The 23039-nt window shown below is 40.3% G+C and carries 33 protein-coding genes; 26 read left to right on the forward strand and 7 right to left on the reverse strand.

The features are described 5' to 3' along the window. The first annotated feature begins 6 nt into the window (after window positions 1-6). The 16 genes from ACRC32_RS21865 to ACRC32_RS21940 all read left to right on the forward strand — a co-directional run bounded on the left by ACRC32_RS21865 (window position 7) and on the right by ACRC32_RS21940 (window position 11013). Window positions 7-453, forward strand: coding sequence for a hypothetical protein (locus tag ACRC32_RS21865; protein ID WP_438555948.1), 447 nt, complete (start codon window positions 7-9; stop codon window positions 451-453). Window positions 454-565: 112 nt separating this feature from the next. Continuing rightward, complete coding sequence (locus ACRC32_RS21870; RefSeq protein ID WP_438555949.1) at window positions 566-1219, forward strand: hypothetical protein; 654 nt, start codon at window positions 566-568, stop codon at window positions 1217-1219. 281 nt (window positions 1220-1500) lie between these two features. Then, window positions 1501-1908 carry a hypothetical protein gene (locus tag ACRC32_RS21875; protein ID WP_438555950.1) on the forward strand — a complete coding sequence of 136 codons (408 nt, stop codon included), beginning with the start codon at window positions 1501-1503 and terminating at the stop codon, window positions 1906-1908. 9 nt (window positions 1909-1917) lie between these two features. Then, window positions 1918-4044, forward strand: coding sequence for a hypothetical protein (locus ACRC32_RS21880; protein WP_438555951.1), 2127 nt, complete (start codon window positions 1918-1920; stop codon window positions 4042-4044). 102 nt (window positions 4045-4146) lie between these two features. Then, the gene (locus ACRC32_RS21885) at window positions 4147-4605 is read left to right on the forward strand and encodes a hypothetical protein (protein WP_438555952.1); all 459 of its coding nucleotides are present in this window, start codon (window positions 4147-4149) and stop codon (window positions 4603-4605) included. 1 nt (window position 4606) lies between these two features. After that, entirely contained in the window at window positions 4607-4885 is a 279-nt protein-coding gene (locus ACRC32_RS21890) for an ASCH/PUA domain-containing protein (RefSeq protein ID WP_438555953.1), read from the forward strand. Between the two features lie 15 nt (window positions 4886-4900). Continuing rightward, window positions 4901-5092 carry a hypothetical protein gene (locus ACRC32_RS21895; RefSeq protein WP_438555954.1) on the forward strand — a complete coding sequence of 64 codons (192 nt, stop codon included), beginning with the start codon at window positions 4901-4903 and terminating at the stop codon, window positions 5090-5092. A gap of 25 nt (window positions 5093-5117) precedes the next feature. Next, window positions 5118-5336 (forward strand): hypothetical protein, encoded by a 219-nt coding sequence (locus ACRC32_RS21900; RefSeq protein ID WP_438555955.1) that lies wholly within the window; start codon window positions 5118-5120, stop codon window positions 5334-5336. Next, complete coding sequence (locus tag ACRC32_RS21905) at window positions 5333-5485, forward strand: hypothetical protein (protein ID WP_438555956.1); 153 nt, start codon at window positions 5333-5335, stop codon at window positions 5483-5485. Before ACRC32_RS21900 ends, ACRC32_RS21905 begins: the two co-directional genes overlap by 4 nt. Window positions 5486-5831: 346 nt before the next feature. Next, entirely contained in the window at window positions 5832-6224 is a 393-nt protein-coding gene (locus ACRC32_RS21910) for a hypothetical protein (RefSeq protein WP_438555957.1), read from the forward strand. Beyond that, window positions 6217-6534, forward strand: a complete 318-nt coding sequence (locus tag ACRC32_RS21915; RefSeq protein ID WP_438555958.1) for a hypothetical protein — start codon at window positions 6217-6219, stop codon at window positions 6532-6534. Before ACRC32_RS21910 ends, ACRC32_RS21915 begins: the two co-directional genes overlap by 8 nt. 4 nt (window positions 6535-6538) lie before the next feature. Beyond that, window positions 6539-7738, forward strand: a complete 1200-nt coding sequence (locus tag ACRC32_RS21920; protein WP_438555959.1) for a baseplate J/gp47 family protein — start codon at window positions 6539-6541, stop codon at window positions 7736-7738. After that, window positions 7728-8246: a hypothetical protein gene (locus ACRC32_RS21925; RefSeq protein WP_438555960.1), complete on the forward strand. Its 519-nt coding sequence runs from the start codon at window positions 7728-7730 to the stop codon at window positions 8244-8246. The genes ACRC32_RS21920 and ACRC32_RS21925 overlap by 11 nt, the downstream gene beginning before the upstream one ends. Window positions 8247-8261: 15 nt before the next feature. Continuing rightward, a complete protein-coding gene (locus tag ACRC32_RS21930) occupies window positions 8262-9638 on the forward strand; it encodes a hypothetical protein (RefSeq protein WP_438555961.1) in 1377 nt (458 codons plus the stop codon). A gap of 17 nt (window positions 9639-9655) precedes the next feature. Next, window positions 9656-10231 carry a hypothetical protein gene (locus ACRC32_RS21935; RefSeq protein ID WP_438555962.1) on the forward strand — a complete coding sequence of 192 codons (576 nt, stop codon included), beginning with the start codon at window positions 9656-9658 and terminating at the stop codon, window positions 10229-10231. Continuing rightward, window positions 10231-11013 (forward strand): hypothetical protein, encoded by a 783-nt coding sequence (locus tag ACRC32_RS21940; protein WP_438555963.1) that lies wholly within the window; start codon window positions 10231-10233, stop codon window positions 11011-11013. The genes ACRC32_RS21935 and ACRC32_RS21940 overlap by 1 nt, the downstream gene beginning before the upstream one ends. Here the strand turns inward: ACRC32_RS21940 and ACRC32_RS21945 are convergent. Further along, the gene (locus ACRC32_RS21945) at window positions 11010-11936 is read right to left on the reverse strand and encodes a hypothetical protein (RefSeq protein WP_438555964.1); all 927 of its coding nucleotides are present in this window, start codon (window positions 11934-11936) and stop codon (window positions 11010-11012) included. The two genes, ACRC32_RS21940 and ACRC32_RS21945, sit on opposite strands and share 4 nt — an antisense overlap. Before the next feature lie 82 nt (window positions 11937-12018). Here ACRC32_RS21945 and ACRC32_RS21950 point away from each other — a divergent pair, with 82 nt between their 5' ends. Beyond that, window positions 12019-13491 (forward strand): D-Ala-D-Ala carboxypeptidase family metallohydrolase, encoded by a 1473-nt coding sequence (locus tag ACRC32_RS21950; RefSeq protein ID WP_438555965.1) that lies wholly within the window; start codon window positions 12019-12021, stop codon window positions 13489-13491. Here the strand turns inward: ACRC32_RS21950 and ACRC32_RS21955 are convergent. Then, a complete protein-coding gene (locus ACRC32_RS21955; protein ID WP_438555966.1) occupies window positions 13475-14011 on the reverse strand; it encodes an NUMOD4 domain-containing protein in 537 nt (178 codons plus the stop codon). The genes ACRC32_RS21950 and ACRC32_RS21955 overlap by 17 nt on opposite strands. A 61-nt stretch (window positions 14012-14072) precedes the next feature. Next, a complete protein-coding gene (locus ACRC32_RS21960; RefSeq protein ID WP_438555967.1) occupies window positions 14073-14492 on the reverse strand; it encodes a hypothetical protein in 420 nt (139 codons plus the stop codon). Window positions 14493-14548: 56 nt separating this feature from the next. Between ACRC32_RS21960 and ACRC32_RS21965 the strand changes: the two genes are divergently transcribed. The 3 genes from ACRC32_RS21965 (at window position 14549) to ACRC32_RS21975 (ending at window position 15978) form a co-directional block, all read left to right on the forward strand. Beyond that, a complete protein-coding gene (locus ACRC32_RS21965; protein ID WP_438555968.1) occupies window positions 14549-15229 on the forward strand; it encodes a hypothetical protein in 681 nt (226 codons plus the stop codon). A gap of 87 nt (window positions 15230-15316) precedes the next feature. Further along, complete coding sequence (locus ACRC32_RS21970; protein ID WP_438555969.1) at window positions 15317-15727, forward strand: M23 family metallopeptidase; 411 nt, start codon at window positions 15317-15319, stop codon at window positions 15725-15727. After that, on the forward strand, window positions 15724-15978 hold the full coding sequence (locus ACRC32_RS21975) for a hypothetical protein (RefSeq protein ID WP_438555970.1): 255 nt from the start codon (window positions 15724-15726) through the stop codon (window positions 15976-15978). The genes ACRC32_RS21970 and ACRC32_RS21975 overlap by 4 nt, the downstream gene beginning before the upstream one ends. Before the next feature lie 44 nt (window positions 15979-16022). On the opposite strand, the gene ACRC32_RS21980 is transcribed toward ACRC32_RS21975, so the two are convergent. The 4 genes from ACRC32_RS21980 to ACRC32_RS21995 all read right to left on the reverse strand — a co-directional run bounded on the left by ACRC32_RS21980 (window position 16023) and on the right by ACRC32_RS21995 (window position 18053). Next, window positions 16023-16544: an HAD hydrolase-like protein gene (locus ACRC32_RS21980; protein WP_438555971.1), complete on the reverse strand. Its 522-nt coding sequence runs from the start codon at window positions 16542-16544 to the stop codon at window positions 16023-16025. 80 nt (window positions 16545-16624) lie between these two features. After that, window positions 16625-16837, reverse strand: coding sequence for a hypothetical protein (locus ACRC32_RS21985; RefSeq protein WP_438555972.1), 213 nt, complete (start codon window positions 16835-16837; stop codon window positions 16625-16627). Window positions 16838-16942: 105 nt separating this feature from the next. After that, window positions 16943-17704, reverse strand: a complete 762-nt coding sequence (locus ACRC32_RS21990; protein WP_438555973.1) for a hypothetical protein — start codon at window positions 17702-17704, stop codon at window positions 16943-16945. Between the two features lie 109 nt (window positions 17705-17813). Continuing rightward, window positions 17814-18053, reverse strand: coding sequence for a hypothetical protein (locus ACRC32_RS21995; protein WP_438555974.1), 240 nt, complete (start codon window positions 18051-18053; stop codon window positions 17814-17816). Window positions 18054-18275: 222 nt separating this feature from the next. Here ACRC32_RS21995 and ACRC32_RS22000 point away from each other — a divergent pair, with 222 nt between their 5' ends. The 6 genes from ACRC32_RS22000 to ACRC32_RS22025 all read left to right on the forward strand — a co-directional run. Next, complete coding sequence (locus ACRC32_RS22000) at window positions 18276-18554, forward strand: hypothetical protein (protein ID WP_438555975.1); 279 nt, start codon at window positions 18276-18278, stop codon at window positions 18552-18554. After that, a complete protein-coding gene (locus ACRC32_RS22005) occupies window positions 18547-18945 on the forward strand; it encodes a hypothetical protein (RefSeq protein ID WP_438555976.1) in 399 nt (132 codons plus the stop codon). Before ACRC32_RS22000 ends, ACRC32_RS22005 begins: the two co-directional genes overlap by 8 nt. A 32-nt stretch (window positions 18946-18977) precedes the next feature. Then, window positions 18978-20078, forward strand: a complete 1101-nt coding sequence (locus ACRC32_RS22010; RefSeq protein WP_438555977.1) for a hypothetical protein — start codon at window positions 18978-18980, stop codon at window positions 20076-20078. Window positions 20079-20089: 11 nt separating this feature from the next. Further along, window positions 20090-20911: a hypothetical protein gene (locus ACRC32_RS22015; protein WP_438555978.1), complete on the forward strand. Its 822-nt coding sequence runs from the start codon at window positions 20090-20092 to the stop codon at window positions 20909-20911. Window positions 20912-20930: 19 nt separating this feature from the next. Then, window positions 20931-22685, forward strand: a complete 1755-nt coding sequence (locus ACRC32_RS22020; protein WP_438555979.1) for an SGNH/GDSL hydrolase family protein — start codon at window positions 20931-20933, stop codon at window positions 22683-22685. A 26-nt stretch (window positions 22686-22711) separates the two neighbouring features. Next, the coding region (locus ACRC32_RS22025) for a hypothetical protein (RefSeq protein ID WP_438555980.1) at window positions 22712-23039 on the forward strand (328 nt) is incomplete at its 3' end.

Consider the following 23039-nt stretch of genomic DNA (forward strand, 5'->3'; position numbering starts at 1 on the left):
CACACTATGACGATTCAATACAACGATACAACGATCATTTCAAGTAATGAAGGGAAAGCTAGACTGAAAGGTTTAGATCTTAACTTCACTTCTGCTACGAAGTTAGATCAAAGTAACACTTTCGGACAAGAAATTATTTCAGCCGATACCGGAAAACCTGTGCGTCTTTCGGGAAAACCGACTTACGACACATTGACCTTGCGAACTCCTAACACAGTAGCAGCTCAGAAGAAGATTCAGGCATGGCTTAAAACCGCAGATGCTAAAGCGGGTGCTGTTGCTTGTACTGCGTTTATTCAATCGACTTATTACACGTTTACACAAGCGTCTATCAGTAGACAACCGATTTTCCCTGGATTTGATAACGACTCTGATCAAACCACTGCGAACATGATTGAAATTGACATTGAAGTTACTAATAATTCACGAACTCAAGTTGAATTCGGAAAATGATTTTGTGGGGAACCTGAAGAAGATATAGGGCATTTTATGCCCTATTTTTTTGATCCTTGAATGCATCAAATAATAATAATAGAATAGTCTAAAGTTACTTTAGGATAATGTTATGACTGCGATTAAGACTATTAGATTTAAGACAGGTGAAGTTATTAAAATTCGTAATTTAACTCCTTTAGAATGGTTAGACATTGAGCGAGATGAAAGCGACACAGAAAGCATGATTTATGCTTCAGAGGTTGCTTATTGCTTAGAAGATTGGAACGGAGAAGGCAAGTTAGATCCTTTAGCGCTTCTGTCAAATCGCAAAAATCATGCGCTGATTTCTCAAGTTTCGAAAGTCGCTGACAAGCAACGTTTAGATATTCCTCAATTGACGCTAACCGAGAAAACATTAGAGTATCAAATTTGGGATGATACTTTTATGTGCGTTCTGCGTCCATTTACGATCTTAGAATTTCTCGATCATATTGCGAGTGTCAAGACGAAAAACCCAGGTGAATTACCTTCAGTTTTTAAATGTAAAGCATTAGCTGATTGTTTAATCGGTTGGAATGGTGAGGGTAGTATTTCCGCAGAAGATTTACTGTCTCGAAAAGACGAACATAAATACATCGTAGCAGTGGATCGGGCACTGACTACATTTTTTCGATCACAAGAAACTCCCACGATCGAAGAAGGAGATCAAAATGATGATCTGCATCATGAACGGGTTGACGATGCCATTTCCGTTCCCAGACCTACAAGGGTTACAGTTAAGTGATTTTATGGAAACGTGGCAAGCGTTTCAAGAGGTTAAGAAATTGGAACGCAAAGCGATTGAAGAAGCGCGAAAAAAGTGAAATCAAAATTAGCTAGACATAATCAATACTACTTTTTAGGATGTTCTAAAAAGTGTTGGGTTGCAGATTATCAGGAACCTGCAAAAAATTCTAGAGACACAGTTGTAATCGAATGTAACGAATGCAATAGACAATTTCTAGCATTTGTGTTAAACGGTTCGTCTTTGGATCGATCGAATAGAAACTTTAATATCACAAAAGCATGATAAACGGGCGATTACAATCAAGTGGGTTTATCGATCGATTAAGCGATCGTGTAAGTAACGTTGAACCGATTACTCAAAAGTGGCAGCAATATCGAATCGAACGGTTTAACGATGATATTGATAATGAACTTGCACCCGACCAAACTCCGTTAAGAAATTTGTCGGAGCAATATCAATCGTGGAAATCTCGAAAGTTCCCAGGAAGAAAGAAACGCGAACTGACAGGCGCAACTAAACAGACCCACAAAGTTACACACAATCGAACTAGTGTCATTGAAACGATCGCAGGGAATGCAGGGTTATTGCAAGACTATTTGGAACTTCCTTTGCTTCCGTTTGATACGATGTCAGGTCCATCGATGAACGCAATGTTAGAAATCGCAGCAAAAGAACTACTAAAGTAACTTTAGAAAATGCCTAAACAAGAGCGCTTAACTTTAATCTTCGATGCTCAAACGTTTTCAGCAGTATCGAAGATACGTCAGTTAAAAACTGAGATCAACGATGTCGAAAATCAGTTAAAAGGTTTTGCAAAGTCTAGCGCTAATGTTGGCAATACTTCATTTGGTGGGTCTCAGAACCGATCGAACACGATCCCATTCAGAAGACCCACAAACAACCGCCAAGACAATTACACAGAACTAAGCGAAAACCTTAAAGCAGATGCCTTAAAAGAGCAGTCAAGACGTGCTGACGCGAGAATTGCCGATATTCAGATTAGTCAAATTGAAAAGGCGCGTTCACTTGCTGCTAGAATCACTTTAGCCGAACAATCGTTGCAAGCGCGTAAGGATGCTGGTGCGTCTCCGTTAGCGATTGCAAGGGGAGAGGAGCAACTAAAAGCGCTTCAAAATCGCCAGCAATTACAATCGTTAAAATATCAGGAATCGCTCACTTCTGCCAAGAATCGATCGTCTCTATCTAGAGAACGAATGGAGATCAAAGAAGTTGAACGGTTAGAGAATAATGCTACAGGATGGAATAGACTTTATGGGATCTTAGGTGAAAATGTTCCAATGGTCGGGAAACTTTCTCAGGGATTGGGAATGTTTTCGAACGCTGGTAGCGAGTTGTCTAGCGGTATGGGCGCTTTAACCAGTAGCGCGGGAATGTTAGCGGGCGCGATCGGTGTAGGCTTGATTGCGGCTTTTGCATTGGCGGGAAAAGCATCTGAAGAGTTTTCGAGACAGTTAGATCAAGCGTCAAAACGACAGCAAGATAATGTGTTGTTAACTACTTCGATTCAAGCGGTTTTGCCGGGTGTTGAACGAAAAGACGCACGAAAGTTAACTGATGAATTGAAAAGAGAATTAAATCTTAAATCTGAGGGCTTGGTTGATGTTAATCAATCCGGTCGAATTTCTTCGGCGGTTTTAGATGATTACTTAAAAGTTGGTGCTGAGACCGGAGAAGCGCGATCGGTTTCTGTGAAACGTGCCGCTGATATCGGAACTAGCCTTGCTGCATTATCAGCGGCTAGAGGTAAAGATCCGGGCGAATTACAAAACGTTTTAACGGATATTACAGCAGGAACTCAAAGCGTTAAGCAACTTCAAGGAAGAGACATCTTAAACGATTTAGGAATTAACAAATTTTTCCTTGAAAAGCTTAAAGCAGCAGGGATCACAGAGATTAACGATTCGACTCGTGCAGAGACATTAAAGCTTTTTGAAGAATCAGCGAATACTCTTTATTCTGCTGATACAAAAGCCGAATTAAAAACAAGTTTTGAGGGTGTTCAAAAAGTTTACTTCAATAGTCTTTTTGGACCCGAAGGAACTTTTTCAATCTCAAGAGATTTAGATTTAAAGACAGATGGTGAACAATCGGTCTTCACTGAACTTACTCGAAGCGCCAATCTAATTTTTGGACCTGACGGATTTTTGTCGCAAACTGGTAGAATGCTAGATGACATTTTTCCTGATTACGATTTTATGAGAGACATACGCGATGGCGTGAAAAGTTTTAATGACTTTTTAGAAATGGTCAATAATCTTTTCAAATCGTTTAACGATATGGTAGACGATGTTTATAATTCTCCGATCGGGAAAGTACTTCAAGCAATTGATGAAACGCTTGCCAAACCTGGGGAAGTTATCGTAGGTGTTGGACCTAAAGGAGGAGTTAGCGAATACGGAGACAGACAGATTGAACGTGGTAGTAATTTCTTTGGCGGTTTAATCGACGGTACTAAACGCTTCTTAGGATTAGGTGCGTCTTCAGGCTATATCCCTAGTGCGTTCGATGGATTGATGCCACTCCATCAAGCGATAAAGTCAGAAGTTGCCAATAAACCAAGCGGTTCGGGGCTAGTAATTGCTAACTCATCTGAATACATATTTAAGGATATACAGCAGTTAATGAACTTTGTAAGTCTCCCTAAATTCGCAGGCACACCCGGAACAAACAAATCAATCACGATCGCTCAAGGTGCAATCAACATCGTTGCAAATTCCAACCAAGACGAGGCTACTATCGCTGATATGGTAATCGATCGTCTCTCAACTCTCGTAGATTTCCAACTGGCAAGCGAGATCTAAAGTTACTTTAGACAAAGACCCACAGAATCTTTACATTTGTTCACTTGACACTTCTGAACTAGATAGTTATATTAAAGGAGTCGAAAGGGAAGCAAACACATCATGAAATTCGCTGAAGTCAAAAGCTACATCAAATCTCTCTCACGTCGTCAAAAGGTTGTTTTAGGTGGTATTGCTGCAATATTAATGCTCAATCCGTTTGTTGCGGCTAATCGTTCTGAATCAACACAAGCGGTAGAGACAGAGCAACCAAAACTGACCGCAGTTGAAAGACGGGCGATCGAAAAAGCGGTTGCAAACTTTGACAAGACGAACCCTACTTGGTTGCCTGATCGAAACGCTCTATTTTCTGCTACGGGTGCAATTCTAACCGATCGGCGCATTATCGAAAAAATGGATCTTTTCTGCGATTCCGATTACGAATCAGCATCGGAAGGCAATTTGCGTGATGCTGCTTTGACAGCCGATCTTTCTAACGATCGTTTGTTCTATCGCACCTTCGAAGCTGGTAACATCGCCATTTACGAAGCTGCAAAGTCCGATTACTGCCCAAGCAAATAACATGAACAAACCAGCAACCCAAAAGACACACGAACTCAAGACGCATCCCGAAGCGTTTCAAGCCGTTGAATATGGCGTTAAGATGGCAGAGTTCAGAAAGAACGATCGTGATTTTGCGGTTGGTGATATTCTCATCCTGCGAGATTACGATCCAAAAACCGAACAATACTCAGGCAAGTTTATCAAACGACTTGTAACGCATATTCAGACAGGTTACGGTATCCCTGACGGATACGTTATGCTCTCGATGTCAACAATTCGATATTCACCGTTTCTCTAAAGTAACTTTAGAACCATGACACCCACAACAGCAACACGTTTGACCGATTCAGACGCGAGATTAAAAGCGTTTGAGGAACTTTTTGAAAAGTTTCGAAGTCTTGCAGAAAAGAACCCACACGATCCGTTTTATGTTGAAATGATGTTGAGAACCGATCGAAACTATCAATACGAAAAATCGCTCAACATCGCATTACGTTCTCTCTAACAAACAAGCAATCAAAGGTAGTCAAATGTCACGTTTAGATAAAAAATTGCAAGAATGTTACGATCGGTTGTTACTGTTTCAGAACATGTTAAACACGTTTTTGATGCTAGCTGAGAAGAATCCTGAAAACGGATTTTATAAAGAGCGGGCAAAAGTCTACGAAAAATTTATCGATCATCAGATTAGAACGATTGATATTTTGAAAGAGTCGATTCAACGTTATCGGGAGATGCAAATGACATGATTAAATTTATTAACGATCGGTTGTGGTTACGTGTAGTTATTGGTTTAATTGTGTTCGCAACCTTCTGGAATCTTGTGATGAAGCCGTTGATAAGATCGGGAATTGAACCGCAGCAAAACGAAAAAATCGAACGTGATGAAGACGATTAATTAAACATACCAAAGAAAACCCCTGTAAGGTTCGGAACTTACAGGGGCTTTTTGTGTAATGAAGCATGACGATCGAATCATACGCCCGATCGCGTTCGCTGTCAAAAGACACACCAGACAAGCGACAATACCGTTACAACTCATTTCAATTACTTGTGTGTGTCTTTTATCGTTTGGCTAGTGGTGTGTCTTGTAGAGCCAAAATTAAGACCTTAAATTTATCTTGGTGCATTTTACTAACGCTTGAAGTTTTTGCTAAACTTTGAGAAAATCTACCTAAGTTGTGCTATGACCTTTGTGCTAATTTTTCTATTACTCGCTTTTTTGTACCGTTATCCGTTCAAGAATGGATCTATACATTTTAAACTTATCGACAAAAGAAAGAATAAATCTTCAATACATCGATCCAAACGTCACGATTGGATCGATTAACGCAACATATAGTAATGCTGATATTCCGGGAAGAGTCACAAATCTAAGATACTGGCAAAAATCAGATTACCCAGTGCAATCACTTATCGTTTTCTTAAACGGAAAAGACACACAAACAACGATCGATAAACTTCGAACTTTATGCAAACCGACTGCCAAACTCACGCCTCCCGAACTGGCAATCAAGATCGGAGAAAAACCAGCGTTTAACGCTGTAATGATTTCAGTGACTCCTGAATTTGATTTATCAATGAGTGTACGGTTCGAACGCGCTAAAGTAACTTTAGGATATTTGCCTAATGAGTAGCTTAATGTTCCCTTTAGAATCAACCGCAACGGGCGATCTAAAACTTGATCAAACACTCTACGATGTTGCTGTTTCTCGTGCGAGGTTGTTTGTCTCGATTCAACTAAACGAACGCGAAATGATCCCGGAATACGGGAATACTCTTTCCCCGTTTATGCCAGATAATATTTTAGCGGAATTAGAAGCGATCGGACTAAAGAGCGATCTAAAACGATGGTGTGAAGACCCACGATTTGAGTATGTAGTTGATGTGATGAATACCTACAACTCTGGTAATTTAGATTTTGATATTCGAGTAAAGTTACTTTAGAAATATGTTTGAACTTCCTGATGATTTAAAATTAACAACCGATGAATACTTAGCGCAGTTTCAAAATGACGTTTCTGTTTTAAGTAAAGGTCGATTGACTGATTTTAGTTCATCAAGTATTTTAAGAGTGATTGCTGAATATCAAGCGTTAACACTTCAAGACGTTTATAAAAATCAAGAGCAATCTCTACCGTTTTTGGCATCTCAATTGGTGGAGTCGCTAGGCTTTTCTAGATCGAAAGGGACTAAAGCTCAAGTTAGCGTCAGGTTTGTTTTAGAGAATGTTTTTGATTCAGATTTTATAATTCTGCGGGGAACTCGATTTGGTTTGTCTGTTGGCGATGTTGCCATTTTCGAGACAAACAACGATTTAATAATTCCTAAAAACGTCGATACAACCGATCCAACAAATTACCCATTGTGTAGAATTGATGCAAGTTCGATCGATGTTGGAACTTTAGGTAATCAACCGATTCAGCAAGCGTTAATCATTCAAACTATTCCAGGGATCGATTCAGTTTGGATTGATGAACCTTCGCAGGGTGGTACAGATTTAGAGCAACCCGAAGCTTATTTCGATCGTATTTCTGGTGTGATTGCCAAATTTTTAGAAAATCAGTTTAGTTTAGTTCAATCAAGTGAATTTGAACAAGCAACAAAAGAACTTTTAGGGCTTGGATCAACAGCAATTGCTGTGCCTGATTTAGCCGCAGATGGATCTACAAAACAAGTTGCATCAATGTTGATATTCGCATTGAATGCAGACGGAACATCGCTTAATTCGGCGCAAATCAGAAACCTTTCTGAAAGCATCGCACCAAGATCCCCGCTAGTGCAAGGAAGGTTGTATTTTAATTCGCTAAACTTGCCGCTGATCAATATTTCACTATCGGTTAAAGCGCCTTCAAACATTAACTCTACTTCGCTTGCTGCTGATATTAATTCAAGATTACGATTGCGCTTTACTTTGGAATTTACATCTCAGCAGCAATCGATCGAACTCTATGAAATTATCCACATCGCTAAACTTGCAGGGGCGTTAGAACCAATTGCTACGATCGGATTCGTGGGAGACACACAGCAAGCAAGAAACTTACCGTTACCTAGGGTTGCACCCGGAACCGATCGAACAACGCCCGGAAAAATAAACATCATTAAAGTTACTTTAGAACCGTCAGGAACTACTATAACCTATGCCAATTAAACATTTACCAGCTTCGCTTAAGTACGGAGAAAGTAGCACTTTATTAATCGCAATTTTATCCACATTTGAAACACAATCAGAGCGATTTAATGAATATTGGAATAACTATAGTAAAATATCTGATCCAATGCAATGCGATGAAGCCACCTTAGACTTTATCGCAACGCTTCCGATTAATCCTTGGCGCATCCTTTGGAACCCAGACTGGGATACTCAAACAAAAAGATTATTACTTAGAGATGCGAATGAAATATTTTCTAAGCGTCTGTTTGTCTCTACTGTAAAATTACTCTTTTCTCATTTTGAATTACTTGCAAGGGTTGTTCCGATGTCAGGTTTAATCGTGGGTGTGTCTTTGTTGCCAGAACGGATCGGAACAGGAATCTATGATTATAAAATCGTAATTCCAGGGTCTTATCAACCCGGAACAACTGAACGCGCTTTAACTGAATTCATTATTACTAATTTCGGATTTCCAAGTATTCCTGTTATCGAATATCAAAACTAAAGTAACTTTAGAATTATGCCAAGTATTAAAGTAAACATGTCTGGATCGTGGGCAAATATTACGTCAGGACGATTGACGTTTACGCCTAAAGAATCGTTCAAGAATGCTGATAATCGAATTGTTCAAGGTGGGATCGCGTTTCCATCTGTAACGATTGCGTCGGGTAATGCGTCGTTTGTAATCGATTCTACGCAGGATACAGGCATAGCCTACACGTTTGTTTTAGAATCTGGTACTGCGCCTAATTTCACATTTGTCGATCGATTCGATGCTGTGATTCCAAACGTTACTCCTCAAACATTGGATAGTTTATTACAATCGTTTCAAACAAACGACTTACTAGACACTAGCATCCAATCCATTACTGATCTACTAACTCGATCGCCTTACATTGATAAACTTTCGGTACGTATTCCCGGATTTACACAAAAGCCGTGGAATGCTACAACAGCGTTTAGTAAAAACGAATTAACGTTTAGAGGCGAACGTTTTTATAAGTGGATCAAAGACACACAAGGAACAAATATTGATCCGTTAGTTGCGGCTAATCGAACCGATCCCGGAAATTATCAAGACGGTGTGATTAATGCTGCTGCAAGTTGGCAAGTTGTATCAAGTTCATTAGTCGGAGCGGGAACCACCACAACCGCTGTAACTTATGATCAAGCGTCGTTCGAAGCATTAGCCACTACGCCAGCATCAAGAAAGAACTTAAACGAACTACGGGCAAATATTTTAGCGAATGTTTCAACGCCAAATCTCACACCTTACGCCCGGAAAGACACACAAAATACATTTGACTTTTTACAAGTTTTTGCAGGAGGATTAAGTACCGCTGATTTATCCGCAAACGATAATTCATCAAGTATCCCAAATACTCGCACCGTTCGATCGATTATTGCGGCAAGTCCTGGTAATGGTCTTAGTTTGTTAAATCGTGCAAGCATTTTAGAAGAACGTTACAACCCAGGAGTTGCAAGGGCATTAAACGCAGGATCGAACCTGCGCGGATTGAATGCAACACTTGTCAATTCAGGCGATATCGTTAGTCTTTCAGGAGGAGTAGCTAGAGTTAAAGCAGGGACATATCTTGTGATTGTAAACGCAACGCATGTCTACACTTCAGGATATAAACTAATTCTGCAAAATGAATCGAACGGAGATTTAATTTCATCAAGATCAATGTCTGGATACGCAGGAAGAAATTTAACTACTGACGCAATTACAAATGCTGAATCTACGTTGATGGATTTAGTTACATTTGGATCTGATATCTCGATCGGAGTTCGTTCAATTGTTGAAACTGGTGACGCATTTGGATCAGGTAGACCCGCAAACCGATCGGGTTATGGCGAACTCTATACCCGTTTTATGCTGTTTCGATTAAACTAAAGTAACTTTAGGAATGTATGGCTGATAAATTAAATGTGTCTTTTCAAGATGGTAGAGAAGCGTTTGCAGCAGATTTAAATGCGATCGTAACAGTTGTTAATCAACTAGTTACAGAGAACACAGGAATTAAAGCAACGCTTGATCGAATATCTAAGTCTGAATTGATGGTACTAGCTACTAAATCAACTCAGCAAAACTTCATCGGAAATGGTAACGCAATCACCTTAAACGGATGGATAGCGCAGTTAAATAAAGATTCAATTTTTAACCCTGCTACAGGCGTTACAACGATTAAAGAAGCGAAGAACTACACGATTATTTTCAAAACGTTAATCTCTGCTGATAATGCCGCTAGCCCTAGAAGTAAAGCGAGTATTATCGCAGGGGGATCGGAAGTCGGGATCAGTGAAGACACAACGTTTCAAGAAATTACAACAGTCGTTCAGAACTATCGAAACACACAAGCGTGTGAAGCAACTGTATTCCTAAACCCTAACGCTGTAATTTTGCCAAACGTTGCAGTATGGGGATCGACTTCTGCGCGAGTTTTTGGAGATGTCAACACTCAACTTAAAATCTATCGCGAAGTCTAATGAATCTTGGAATTAAAGTTACTTTAACGTATAACGAGTTAGTTTACGAAAAGCCTGATGTAGTTCTATCGAATAATCCCGAAGCGGATAAGAAAGCTGAAGAGGAAGCCAAAAAGAAAGGTCAAGAGGTCAAGAAAGACACACCAGAACCTAAAGTGACTTTAGGTAAAAAGAAAACACTGACGTTTGAATCTGGTAAAGATATATATGAAGTTACAACCTCAGAAGGAATAGGCGAACGGGTTAACGCATGTTCGATCGCGATTTTCGATCCTGATCTGAAACTTGCTTCGATGTTGAGAGAGCGATCGATTTTGGCAGGAGGGATCGAAGTTCCCGAAGATTTATTCGAAAAGGAAAAAGACGAACAAAAATCTAGTGGAGTATCGGGAAAATATGAGGTTAAGGAAGGATTAAAGGGTGACGATTTGGCAAGGCAAGTGATTAACTATTGCCGTGCTATGACTCCACCATTAAGTAATAATCATATTGCTGCAATTTTGGGTACTATGACGATCGAATCAAATGATGGTGAGCATTTAGAAGAAATTGGTGGAGAAGGTAAGTATGATTTTTTACCTAATGGGAAGTCTGCGCACGGAAAAGGTCTCGTGCAAATTACGTGGCGAGAGAATTTTGAAAAGATGTCAAAGGAATTAAACCACGATTTTGTAAATAACCCAGATGACCTTAAAAAACTAGAGTGGGCTATACCTGCGATGTGCATCGGTATGGTCAAAGGGCTATTTACTTCGTGGCGGCTAAAAGATTTTGGTGATTAACCTCGCTTTTTATACGGTGTTTCAATTGCTACAGCGGGATTCCATTTTTGTTCTAGCAATCGTCTTCTAAAGATTCTTCGGGGAATATTACACGCATCCGCCCATTGTTGCCAAGTTTTTGTCTCTCCGTTGTAAGTAATTGGTTTGATTTCAGTTTGCGGTAGATAAGCAGGGTTAGATTTGTCGATTTTAGTTTCAATTGCTTTCTCTACGCTCCATCCGTTTTCTGACAATCTTCTAAGAATAATTCTTGTGTTAACGCCCTTTAATTTTGCCCACTCTTCAATCGTTTTTGTTTCCCCGTTGTATTCCACTACTGAGTTTTTTGTGTATTTAATTTCACGCAAAGGTTTTGTTAAAATGTCTTCGTGACTCCATCCTTTTTTATAACGCCCCATTAACGTAAAATAATCGATTCCAAGTTCAAATGCCCACTGTGCGATATGTTCGGTTTTTCCATTCAGCGTTAAATAAATGCTATCGCGTCTGTTTCGATTTTGCTCAGTTCGTGTAGACCATTTACAATTTTCAGGACAATAATCACCATTAACGTTTATGCGATCAAGTGAATGTTCTTTTGTTGGTGCTTCCCCCATATCTTTTAGAAAGATTTCAAAACTTTCTAGCCAGCTATCGCAAACTTTGATCCCTCGTCCTCCGTAATCATTAAATGATTTATTTTTTGGATCGTTACAACGACGTTTCATCATGTCCCAGATTTTAAACTCTTTCGTCTGTGATAACCCATTCTGCGAACGCACTAAACACCCGCAACTTTTTGTATGTCCTCTTTTGACCGAATTCAAAAAAGTAATAAAGTTACTTTGGCAATGTCCGCAATTAAACTCCCATTTTGCATGTGGTTTCATTTCAACAAATCGAATTGCTGTCAACTTGCCGAAAACATCACCAGATTGAATCATCTTAGTACCTCAGAATAATTGAGATTGATGATTCAAATCTAGCACAAGATTTTCTAAAGTTACTTTACTTCAAATAAAAGATATGGCTTACGACTTCAGAAACGCGAGAAAAATTGTTAACTCATTAGACAAAGCGGATTTTTACGCTGAAACTTGTAAAAAATGGCTCTCACGCATCCCACAACTCATGCTTGATCCTTCTAAGCCTGAGAGCGTTAAAAAAGAAACGTTTGGACCTGCGGGATTAGTTCCCAACACAGATACAGCAAAAGGCGCAGACATCGCGAAAACTGCGATCGAAGGAAAGACGCCGATCCCAAAAGGCGCGATCGAAATTGCAATCGAATTTACATTTCGTAATCTTAAAATAACTTCTCTATTCTGGTATGTCTCCCACAAGATGAGCAGTGGTAGACCTCCGAAAACAATCATTACAGGAAAAGGCGTAAGATTCTTAATCTCAGTTAACACAGAGACTAACAGACAAACGTATCCTAATATCAGCCTAAGACAGCTTGTAGAGCGTATCGGAACTAAATACGGAGTAGATACCGTTATCCCTAATGAACCCGCTGTAAACTCAATTAAGAGCAAAGTTCCTCAAAATGGCGAAAGCGATTACGCGATGTTGGTTCGACTGGCAAAAGCGTCAGGATTTAATGTTGAAGAAACAAAAGATTCGCCACCAAAGTTAAAACTTGTCAAGCCCAAAGACGCACCAAAAGCACGAGTAGCGATCGAATGGGGCTGTGCATTTACTTCTAGTGATGAAGCTACCGCAGAAAGAGTTATTAAAACTTTACCTAAAATCGATAGTCTAATTGACGGCAAAACGATCGGAGAAGGCTATGCGACTCAGCTCAGTGTGTCTTCTATCAATGAACAAATTCTTTCGATGTTGCCAGGAACAATTATCGATATTCCCAAGGGATCGATCATCGGGCTTCCTGACAACTCAGCTTTTAATCGTGAGTATGTTTTGAAGGCGATTAATAAAGCTTGGAACGGGACAACTAAAGTGACTTTAGATCTGGTCATACCCGTTAACGTTGAAGAAAAGAAAAAAGACACACCCGATAAATCTACAGGTACTAGTTCGTCTGTCACGAATGTTAGTCAAATATCTGTGAATTGGAATGCGCCTGATGATAAGGTCTCGAAATATTTTGTCGTGAGAGATGTAACGAAAGGTGAATCGGCAAGGATACCAGAAACCGATCAGAAAAAGACAAACGCTAAAGTTTTAGCTTTCCATATGGATGCGTTACTTGAGAAGTGGGCGGCATTCGTTAAAGTCGATCCAAAACCGGGTTTGTTTGGTGTAACTTCGTGGTATAGAAGCCCGTCTATCAATGCAAGTGTTGGTGGCGCGATCGGGTCGATGCATATCCAGGGTAGTGCTGCTGATATTTATAACACAGACGGAAAAAAGAGCCTCACCGAATTTCAATCATTTGTGGATGAAAATTGGAATGATAAAGCATTAGGATACGGAGCGGCTAGAGGGTTCGTACATCTGGACACTCGGCAAGGTCGAATTAGATGGAACTACTAAATTTAACATGATGCAATACAGATTTATGATCAATTCCGAATATTTTTCCTAAACGTCTTGCAGAATACCTTTTACCTTTTTGATCTTTGGTTCCGTAAAGCTTTTTGATTTCCGCTTTTTGATTCGCGGTTAATTTAGAAATCTTTGATGCTGGTCTTTTAGCTAATTTTCCTATCTCTCTAGCTTTTTCAGATGACATTCTAGAACCCTTTTTTAAGCCTGTATCATAAGCATGTTTATTATTTTCAGCGTATGTAACCCATTCTAAATTATCTAGTCGATTATCGGTTTTTATTCCGTTTTTATGGTTACAACACTCACCGTAATTTCTTTCTCTAATAAATGTGAGTAAAATTAAAGTGTGTATAGTAAATTTTATTTTTTGTAAAATAACTTGTTGATATCCTGTTTTCATTGTGTACCCATTAACAATATTTCCTGTGAGTACATTTTTAATTCTACCTTCCGTTGATGCTTGATAATAACCTTTATATCCTGGTATATCTTTCCAAACTTCCATCTCACTCTTTCCCTAAAATTCTGTACCTCCTAATCCTAGCAATGACACTTATGAACGTCAATTATTCTTTCAAAGTTACTTTAGCCGATCGTGTTTTCTCCATACCACATTTAGGGCAACCCGATCCGTTTAAATGAGCTAACGGACGCTGAAAGAACCTTTGATGAATGGGGCAAATGATAAGCACTTTTTTATTTGATTGTCTATATTTTGTCGCTGAATAATCGTACTTACCGGAATGCTTTAACCGACTGCGTTCGATAAACTGCTCAGTCGTGAGTCTTTCGGTTCCTCCACAAGTTGGGCAACCATGACCCCTGAGATGGTTATTCGGAGTTTGACAAAAAGATCCATGAATCTTACAAACAATCGTCAATTTAGTTGCATGATTAATGTAAACAGCTTGACTGTAATCAAAGCGATCCCCGTGGGTCTTTATCGCTTTTTGTACAAATTCTTCTTGTGTTAACTTAACGGGCATAGAACATTCAGGTAATTTCTGCTAGCATTTTAACATAGTCTTAATAAAGTTACTTTATGAACATCGTTAACGCACTGGCAAATTCGATTAAAGCGTCTGAAAGTCAAGCGGAATTAAAAGAGTTCCTAGATGACTTCCTGAGTATAGAGACAGATCAAGGGGAACGAACATTAGTAATTTCGCAGGGTCAAACACAGATCAAAATCAACGAATCGAAATTAGAACTTCGGATCGGTGAATACGGAAACTTCGCCAAAATTGTTCTTAACAATGCTGGTGAAGTTCACATCGAAGATGGATTTAATAACAAAATCGATTTGCAGCAACTTTCGAGGAAGTTGGCTGAGATTCCTTTAGCGATTGATGACAGGGAAGATGAAAATTCTCCTCCTACACCTCCACCTACACCTTACGATCCCTCGAATGTAGCCATCACAGGAGGATCGATTTCTGGTGTGTCTCTGAACGTACCCGGATCGATCTTTGTAGACAATGTTCGCGTAGTCTCAACAAGACGCACAGGATGGAATCAGACGAACGCAAGCGGAAATGGATGGGAATTTTATACAAGTTCTAGTGACCTTCGTAGATCTCCACCCTCAACGTTTAATCACGCCTCTAATGTCTCAACGTTTAACTCTGCTCAATATAATTTATTGGCTCAGGCAGTCAATGATCAGACTCGAATTCTTTTCGCGCTAGTGGCAGAGTTAAAGCATCACGGGTTGATTTCGTAAAGTTACTTTAGCACAAAAAGTAATATCTTGAAAAGACGCACAAACTTTAGTTAAACTTTACTAAAACTTTATTTTTGTGTGTCTCTGATGATTAATTTATTTTTGGTAGGATTAATGCAAGTTGGCTATCAAATGCCGATCGAAGGAAAAATAACTTCCCCTGTTGGACCTAGAAACGTTTTTGGCTATCCGCAGATTCATCGAGGAACAGACATCGCCTGTCGCAAAGGCGATCCGATCGCAGCAGCAGAAGACGGGATCGTGACCTTTAGCGGATACTATCGCAGTTCGGGCAACATGGTTAGAATCGAGCATCTAGACGGCAACAGAACGCTGTATATGCATCTGGATACTTTGACAGTCCAAAAGAATCAACGTGTGTCTCAGGGGCAAACGATCGGCACTTGTGGAAGTAAAGGACAATCGACGGGAGATCATTTACATTTCGAAATTCAAAATCGTGACGGAAATATTTTAGCACCAAAAGACGTACTATGAATAAATTATATTTCTTCAAATCAAAATCAACGGGACAAAAACGTACTACCGGAGTTATAGCCAGTTCGGCAAGAGCGGCACGTGCTAAGGTTACTCGCCCGAAAGATCCTGTAGTCTACGCCGTTCGATCGCTTACCGCAACTGAGAAGAAACAAGCGTCTAAAGGTAAGTGGGTTCGTGGCAGGATTGACAGGAAGGTTGGCAACAAATCAAAAGTAAAGGGTAGAGGTTTCTACGGTAAGCGCGGTTAAAAAAAGTGGGTCTCTCCTGACTGGAAAGACCCACTAAAGTTACTTTAGTTTAATCCTCGATTATGCCAAACGTCAGCATTGAGAAAGTCAACCTTAGCATTTAATGCAGCAAACCGATCTTCATCTCGATCGCCTATCATTAAAATTTCTCCGTTTTTGCTATGACCGATCGCATAGTCTAGCATTCCGGGTGCGGGTTTTCGGTAAATTTGCAGAATCGATCGATAGTGTTCAACCGATCGATCTTTTCGTACCACATTCATTTGATATCCATTGTCAGGACACATACAGATAAAATCAATTTGCGGTGCTAGTTGCATCGTTTTTTGTTGTTCTAAGATTGCAGATTCTAACGTCTTATGACCCGCTCCTACTCCACCTTGATTTGTAATTCCGATGATTTTCCAATCCGCTAAAACAGCTTGCTCTAAACGCAATTCTACGCCAGCAATTAATTTTTGATCTTCGGGAACATTAATAAACGTTTTGCCACTAATCGTTTCTCTAACCGTTCCGTCCAAATCTAACAGCAGTAATTTATTCATGTCTTTTGGTTGAACTTTCATTTAATTGTATTTGATGCTTCCGAGATTGTCAAACAAAAAAGTGGGTCTCTCCTGAATTGGAAAGACCCACTAAAGTTACTTTAGATTGCGGCTATTTCGCTTTCTAACCAATGAATATGTTCAACAGTCTGAGCGATCGTAGTGGCAAGAATTTGCACCATGCTAAGGTGGAAATCCCGATCGCGTACCGATTGCGGGCGATGCAACAAATCATGATAACGATCGTATTCTGCTGTCTTAAACGCTAGGTTTTGTTGCGCTTCATCTAACCACTCGCTGTATGGGATTAACATTTCAGAAACCTTTGATTTGTTTGACTCTTCTACTGTAACTAACGTTTTCGAAACTGTCAAGTAAAAGTGGGTCTCTCCGAATTGGAAAGACCCACTAAAGTTACTTTAGAACTTGAGTTGTGATTTGTGAATCCAACCTCCGTACATTTTGCCTAACACAAAATACCAATCGCCGTTTCTTACGTTTGTGATGCCTGTGATTTTCCCGCGCATTACCATTTGAACCGATGCTTTCATTGATGGAGCGCTTCGAATGTTTGTCGGAGGAGCGTAAATCAAAACGTTTTTTGTTCTAAACGCAACACTACCAGGGAATTTACGCAGAGTTGCGATCGTGCCTCCATCAGGTTCGTATCCACCTTGCTCTTTTGGACGATAAGCGATCGTTTCTACCACAGGTTCGGGTGTCGTTTCAGGAATTATTTGTGACTGCGGTTGAACTTCGCCAGTTTCGAACGAGTCACAATCAGATGCGATCGAAGTTTGAATCATCGCTTTTGCGATTGGTTTTGCGTGTTCGCCTAATTGCCCTTGTAATTTTGTTGCTGCAATGTTAGTAACTCCTTCAACACCTCCAAACATCGCAAGAGCTAATGGATTGTCAAAAGCGTTGCAACCGTCTTTAGCTTTTTGTAGCAATGCTTCGCGGTTCATATTATCGATCGCATAAAGCTTACTAGAACGGTTGTCAATGTTTCGAACAACTTTCGCAAAATATCGATCGGCTTCCGTAGAACTTCCGTTCTCTGCTGCTGCAATTTTAATCGAAGGAACTACAACGGTTGAACCAACTGCCACTGTACCAATTGCTACGATCGCTACTTTCTGCCAGTGCTTTAACGAACCTAAAACTGTTTTGATAGACATTTCAGAAACCTTGATTTGTTTGACTCTTATACTGTAGCAACACGATTCAGAATTGTCAACAGCTAATTTATAAAAAGTGGGTCTCTCCAGATTGGAAAGACCCACTTTTTTATTTACGAAAAACTAGATATTTCTTTCGAGGTCCATAGTTGAGATGATTTAATGTGAATGTTCCAAACAGCACTCCGATCAATTCAACTTCAATTTCGCGTGGTTTCCCGATAATTGCATCGGTAGCTTTGAAGACTTCCCAGGAATTGATCCCGCAAACTAGGATGAATTCTGATCCCCGTTCCGATCGTGCCACTTCAGAAATAGTTAAGCCTCTAGTTGTAGTTTTAGCAGTCATAAATTTTAAGCCCTCAGTTTCTTTAAGTTTAACTGAGGGCTTAAATTATTTCAAGTCTCTAAAGTTACTTTAGAACGCACCAATATTTTATAGCCATAAATTTATAATCTTGAACCGCAGATAGTTGATTGTTATGATTAAAATTTACTAATTATTTAGGGATCTATGTCGTTTGCTGTTGAGATCTTAGACTTTGTGAATTTTCGATCAATTCAGCGGGGAATGAATTATAAGATTCCTGTGCAAATTTTAGTGAATTCACAACCATTCCCGCTAACAGACACAGCACCAACAGCATATCTTAAAAAGTACCATGATGGTTTGGTGGTTCATCCGATCGGTGTGTCTGTGGTTGATTCAGCACTTGGCAAACTTCGATTAAACTTTAAGATTCCCGATACAGTTAAACCCGGAAGATATTTATTTCATTTACAAATTTTGCTATCAAATGGGGATATTTTTACACCACTAAAGGGCGTGTGGGATATAGCCTATGAGTAGCGATTTGTTTACCGATCCGATCGTGGTAAATGTTGGCGAAAATATAATCAGTGTGTCTTCTTCAGGGGGATCGACATACATCCCGCTAAACATCACTGAAAGCGGAACTCTAACAGCGGGCGCGATTCATTATATTGATTCTTTAAGTCTGCTGCAATTGCAATTACCAGACGCAGAAGAATACAGCAGAATTGCAGTTGTAGCCATAGGATCGGGGCTATTTCGAATCACTCAGGCGTCAGCCGATCGGATCAGAATTGGAAACAAACAAACAACACTAGGCGTAACCGGAAGCGTGACAGCAATGAACACAGGCGATCGAATTGAATTTCAATTAAAAAATTCGGTTTGGCATTGCACGAATTTAATCGGTTATGTGAATGTTGTCTAAAGTAACTTTAGAAATCTAGGAAAGACACACGAATGGTTTTACAGAATTCTCAAAACGCAGTACTTCATGATGATATTGATGTTCGTTTAGTTGGCAGTAGTCCAGGAGATTTATTTTTCGTCAACAGTTCGTTAAAATTAACTCGTCTTCCTATTGGTGCATCAGGACAAGCTTTAGTAGTAAATGCTACAGCAAACGGATATACCTACGTTTCCGGTTTACCAAGTTCAGGGAACGCAGGTGGTGATTTAACGGGATCGTTCCCCAATCCTGTAATTGCAACGAATGCTGTTACATTTCCGAAAATTCAAAACATCAACACTGCAACGATCTTAGGACGATCGACAGCGGGATCGGGAAACATTGAAGCACTTACAAGCGCTCAAGTTATTGCTCTACTTGGTTTAGGAGGAGCGGCAACTAGAACAGTGGGTCTTGGGACTGGGAACCTAGTCGAAGTTTTAGGATCAGGAACGATCGATCCTAGTTTAATCCCTGCGATTCGCACTACTGAGTTTGTACAAGTTACGGATTCAGCGGCAAGATTAGCCTTAACATCTACTCAAGTTCAACCAGGTGATGAAGCGTTTGAAACGTCTACAGGACGAACGTTTAAGTTAATCGCAACGCCCGCTAGTACTGCGGGGAACTGGATTTTACTTTCAGATAACGCGATCGATGGTAGCGAAGTTCTAACCGGAACGATCGCGCCCGCTAGACTGGGATCGGGAACTCCAAACTTTACTAATTTTCTTCGTGGTGACGGTACTTGGGTTGGTGTTCCTAGCCCGATTACTCCGACACAAGTAGTTACAGCTAACACTGCAATGGCTGTAAACACTCGATACATCGCCAATGCGGCTACAAGACTCACATTAACACTTCCCGCCACAGCCGCAGTTGGCGATAGTATCTTTGTTCACGGCTACGGTACGGGTGGATGGAGCGTAGCACAAAACGCAGGTCAAACAATCCGCTTTTTGGATCTCAATACTACAGCGGGTGTTAGTGGGAAAATTGACGCTGAAATTACTAACACTAATTCATTTGCAGCAACGTTGCATTTAGTTTGTGTTGTGGCTAATACATCTTGGATGGTAGTTTCATCTGTCGGTATTGTTGACGTGATCTAAAGTTACTTTATATGACACTTACAGGATCATTTCGCAGTATTTATCCCGCAATGCCGATCGCAGATGTGGGAAATTTACGTTTTCTTCAAGGGTTGGCAACCAATCAGAATGCAGAGTTTGCGGGATTAAAATCGAATTATTTTCAGCTTGGTTTTGATCTTAGAATTCAACCGATTGTAAACGGTCAGAGTCAAATTTCTAGTTATTGGGGATTACAACTAGGCGGATTAAGAGGCGATCCTTCACAGGTCAATCCTGAGAACTACGGAGCGCTAGAAGATACTTGTGTTTTGATTGCTCCTCACAACACCGCTAGACCATTTAATAATCCGACTGAGTTTGCATCGTTAGGAGTCAGAACCGCCCCGTATCAAACGGGTCCGTTTATCCGATGTTTTGATAGCAATGGAGCAACAAAAGCAACGATTGATGTTAGTGGGCGTTTGTTTGTCCCTGGGATTACTCTTGCCGGATCGGCAAGGCTTGATCAATTCGTTGCACTTGCACCCGTTGCCGGGAATAGTGTCGGCTTTGACGGGGAAGGGAATCTTACAACCGTTGCCCCTAGTGTTGGTGGAGGTGGAGGGACAAACTTACCCGCTCCGTATCAATTGACAATCACGGCATTAAACACCCTTGCAGCATTAAATATTGCTCCTACAGCGATCGGGAAAATCATTCTTTATGTGAATGGTAAAGCTGAGTTTTCAACAGGTAACACACCAAGTTTTAGTGTGTCTGGTACTGCGGTTAGTTGGAATGCTGAAAATGCTGGATATAACTTAGATCCAACGTTAACCCCTGCTGACGAAGTTTATGCAATGGTTTGGTAAATTCTAAAGTAACTTTAGTATGTTAAAAATCGATCAAGTTAAAAATCTTTCTAAAAACATTCAGCCGACACTCTACGCGCTAGGGGATAGTTTTTCTACATTTTGGGGAACTCCAAACCAGACCAACGCCATTAATGGACGGGCGAACAATGGCAATGGAATGAATCATCTTGATCATTTTTCTCGTGCGTTTAATCCTAAATTACGGTGTGGGATCAAAACGAACTATGCTCAATCAGGGGCGATGTTGATGCGAGATCATAATCCCGCACCCGCTTGGTACACCCCGACTTGGGGACCGACTAATCTAATTCCTGGGGGAGACACACAGTTAAATCTGCTTATTGCGGACAATCCGATCGGCACAATTACAGAACACGATATTTTAGCAATTTTGCTAGGAACAAATGATAAGAATCCGCATACAGGAAACGTTGCTGTAGATGGTGGGGCAAGTCCTACGCCTGTTCAAGTTAGAGATAAACTGCTATCAATTATTAATCGTGCAATCGCTCACGGATTTAAGCAAATTATTTATTGCTATCCAGAGAGTCGATATTGGGGAACATTGCCCGGATTGCTTGAACCATCGATTACAACATTAAAAAACAACGATCGATCGTTAAAACTGATCCCGGTTTTTCTTGACTCTGCAATGCTAGAGTCAGATAATCCTTGGCACGATGGATTACACCCAAACGATTATTCTTATGAAAGAATTGCTGAGATCATGGTCAGCCAATTCTTAAATCAATCGTGGGTTGATACAACTAAAAATTTACATGTGTCTGCGTTAGGTGCAAGTGGGGCGTCTCCTCGCGAAATCGGATTTAAGAATTTCAATCCAAACACAAACGGAACACGATTAATTATTGCCGATCAGTTTAATTGCATTCAAGCAATTTTAAACGAGCGGACAACATGGCGATCGTACAACGGGCTTGTTATTAATGGCGCATTTGAAACCGGGAATGCTGTTTCGGGTGTTGGGGGAGGAAAAAACGATCCTTGCTTGATTGTCCAAGGGAATTTCTGGGAACATCAAGCGATCATTCGAATGGATTCAGTAGGAGGCAATCCGTTATCTCAATCGCCTTATTTACTAGGAAGAACTGGGGGAGTCGATCGATTCAAGGTGCAAAATAATGGCACAATGATTATCGCTACACCAAACGACACAAACGGGGAAACAGTTGCTAGGTTTACAACGGCAGCAGCTAAAGGTAGAGTTAACATTGAAACAGGGGTTGATGCAAGTGGATATAGCAACGGAGGTTTCGGATTTAGAAATAATAACACTTTAAGTTATAGTCTTGCTGTCTGGAACCCTAACCCTGCGCTTGCTCAATACGGTTGTATGGTGTACAACGAACAATTATCTTTTAGTAACACAGCTTGCACCTTGTACTGCGATCAAAATAGTAATGTTGTAATTAACGCAGCACAACCGGGAACCGCTAAATTAAACGTTTATAGGGCATCGACAGCAACAACAACACCGCTGCAAGTTTGGGGGATTACTCCTGTTGCTCCTAACGCAGGATCGACAGTTGGAAACAGTACACCAACAATTGTTCAAGGGATTGACGCAGATGGCTTTTTTACAGGAGGTGTTGGAAAGCGTACAGGATGGGCAGCACCTTCAGGAACAGTGTTAAGAACTGTTCCTGCTGATATTACCGCAGCTCCTACAGTGGCGCAGTTTAACCAAGTGTTGGCGATTTTACGCGCCATCATCACCGATCAACGAACTTTGAAAAACTTCAGTACTTAATTCATTGACTAAACCGCCTTTAGAAAATGCTAAAATCCAAAAAATCAAAGAAAACCCCGCAAATCCCGATCAAAACCTACGCTGATTTTGTCGGTGTTTGTACGCATTTACGCTACACCGATACAAGTTATGGGGATCTTCCGAGTGTTTTATTGAAGTTGCGGGAACTTGAGATTAAACGCATTAGAGATGGGGGTAAAAACGAATACTTTTTCAATGCGTTAAAACAAGTGGCTAACCTTGGAATCAAAGCAACGTTAGTAATTGATCCGCGTGATGGATATACCCCAGAGAATCTTGTCTCAACACTTCTACCGCATTTGAATTGCATTGAAGCGATCGAAGGAAGTAATG

The sequence above is a fragment of the Chroococcidiopsis sp. genome (assembly GCF_051657925.1).
In the GTDB taxonomy this organism is placed as follows: Bacteria; Cyanobacteriota; Cyanobacteriia; order Cyanobacteriales; family Chroococcidiopsidaceae; genus Chroococcidiopsis.

Coding starts and splice junctions, on each gene's coding strand:
- ACRC32_RS21865 (WP_438555948.1), top strand. CDS start 7: ATGACGATTCAATACAACGATACAACGATCATTTCAAGTAATGAAGGG.
- ACRC32_RS21870 (WP_438555949.1), top strand. CDS start 566: ATGACTGCGATTAAGACTATTAGATTTAAGACAGGTGAAGTTATTAAA.
- ACRC32_RS21875 (WP_438555950.1), top strand. CDS start 1,501: ATGATAAACGGGCGATTACAATCAAGTGGGTTTATCGATCGATTAAGC.
- ACRC32_RS21880 (WP_438555951.1), top strand. CDS start 1,918: ATGCCTAAACAAGAGCGCTTAACTTTAATCTTCGATGCTCAAACGTTT.
- ACRC32_RS21885 (WP_438555952.1), top strand. CDS start 4,147: ATGAAATTCGCTGAAGTCAAAAGCTACATCAAATCTCTCTCACGTCGT.
- ACRC32_RS21890 (WP_438555953.1), top strand. CDS start 4,607: ATGAACAAACCAGCAACCCAAAAGACACACGAACTCAAGACGCATCCC.
- ACRC32_RS21895 (WP_438555954.1), top strand. CDS start 4,901: ATGACACCCACAACAGCAACACGTTTGACCGATTCAGACGCGAGATTA.
- ACRC32_RS21900 (WP_438555955.1), top strand. CDS start 5,118: ATGTCACGTTTAGATAAAAAATTGCAAGAATGTTACGATCGGTTGTTA.
- ACRC32_RS21905 (WP_438555956.1), top strand. CDS start 5,333: ATGATTAAATTTATTAACGATCGGTTGTGGTTACGTGTAGTTATTGGT.
- ACRC32_RS21910 (WP_438555957.1), top strand. CDS start 5,832: ATGGATCTATACATTTTAAACTTATCGACAAAAGAAAGAATAAATCTT.
- ACRC32_RS21915 (WP_438555958.1), top strand. CDS start 6,217: ATGAGTAGCTTAATGTTCCCTTTAGAATCAACCGCAACGGGCGATCTA.
- ACRC32_RS21920 (WP_438555959.1), top strand. CDS start 6,539: ATGTTTGAACTTCCTGATGATTTAAAATTAACAACCGATGAATACTTA.
- ACRC32_RS21925 (WP_438555960.1), top strand. CDS start 7,728: ATGCCAATTAAACATTTACCAGCTTCGCTTAAGTACGGAGAAAGTAGC.
- ACRC32_RS21930 (WP_438555961.1), top strand. CDS start 8,262: ATGCCAAGTATTAAAGTAAACATGTCTGGATCGTGGGCAAATATTACG.
- ACRC32_RS21935 (WP_438555962.1), top strand. CDS start 9,656: ATGGCTGATAAATTAAATGTGTCTTTTCAAGATGGTAGAGAAGCGTTT.
- ACRC32_RS21940 (WP_438555963.1), top strand. CDS start 10,231: ATGAATCTTGGAATTAAAGTTACTTTAACGTATAACGAGTTAGTTTAC.
- ACRC32_RS21945 (WP_438555964.1), bottom strand. CDS start 11,936: ATGATTCAATCTGGTGATGTTTTCGGCAAGTTGACAGCAATTCGATTT.
- ACRC32_RS21950 (WP_438555965.1), top strand. CDS start 12,019: ATGGCTTACGACTTCAGAAACGCGAGAAAAATTGTTAACTCATTAGAC.
- ACRC32_RS21955 (WP_438555966.1), bottom strand. CDS start 14,011: ATGGAAGTTTGGAAAGATATACCAGGATATAAAGGTTATTATCAAGCA.
- ACRC32_RS21960 (WP_438555967.1), bottom strand. CDS start 14,492: ATGCCCGTTAAGTTAACACAAGAAGAATTTGTACAAAAAGCGATAAAG.
- ACRC32_RS21965 (WP_438555968.1), top strand. CDS start 14,549: ATGAACATCGTTAACGCACTGGCAAATTCGATTAAAGCGTCTGAAAGT.
- ACRC32_RS21970 (WP_438555969.1), top strand. CDS start 15,317: ATGATTAATTTATTTTTGGTAGGATTAATGCAAGTTGGCTATCAAATG.
- ACRC32_RS21975 (WP_438555970.1), top strand. CDS start 15,724: ATGAATAAATTATATTTCTTCAAATCAAAATCAACGGGACAAAAACGT.
- ACRC32_RS21980 (WP_438555971.1), bottom strand. CDS start 16,544: ATGAAAGTTCAACCAAAAGACATGAATAAATTACTGCTGTTAGATTTG.
- ACRC32_RS21985 (WP_438555972.1), bottom strand. CDS start 16,837: ATGTTAATCCCATACAGCGAGTGGTTAGATGAAGCGCAACAAAACCTA.
- ACRC32_RS21990 (WP_438555973.1), bottom strand. CDS start 17,704: ATGTCTATCAAAACAGTTTTAGGTTCGTTAAAGCACTGGCAGAAAGTA.
- ACRC32_RS21995 (WP_438555974.1), bottom strand. CDS start 18,053: ATGACTGCTAAAACTACAACTAGAGGCTTAACTATTTCTGAAGTGGCA.
- ACRC32_RS22000 (WP_438555975.1), top strand. CDS start 18,276: ATGAATTATAAGATTCCTGTGCAAATTTTAGTGAATTCACAACCATTC.
- ACRC32_RS22005 (WP_438555976.1), top strand. CDS start 18,547: ATGAGTAGCGATTTGTTTACCGATCCGATCGTGGTAAATGTTGGCGAA.
- ACRC32_RS22010 (WP_438555977.1), top strand. CDS start 18,978: ATGGTTTTACAGAATTCTCAAAACGCAGTACTTCATGATGATATTGAT.
- ACRC32_RS22015 (WP_438555978.1), top strand. CDS start 20,090: ATGACACTTACAGGATCATTTCGCAGTATTTATCCCGCAATGCCGATC.
- ACRC32_RS22020 (WP_438555979.1), top strand. CDS start 20,931: ATGTTAAAAATCGATCAAGTTAAAAATCTTTCTAAAAACATTCAGCCG.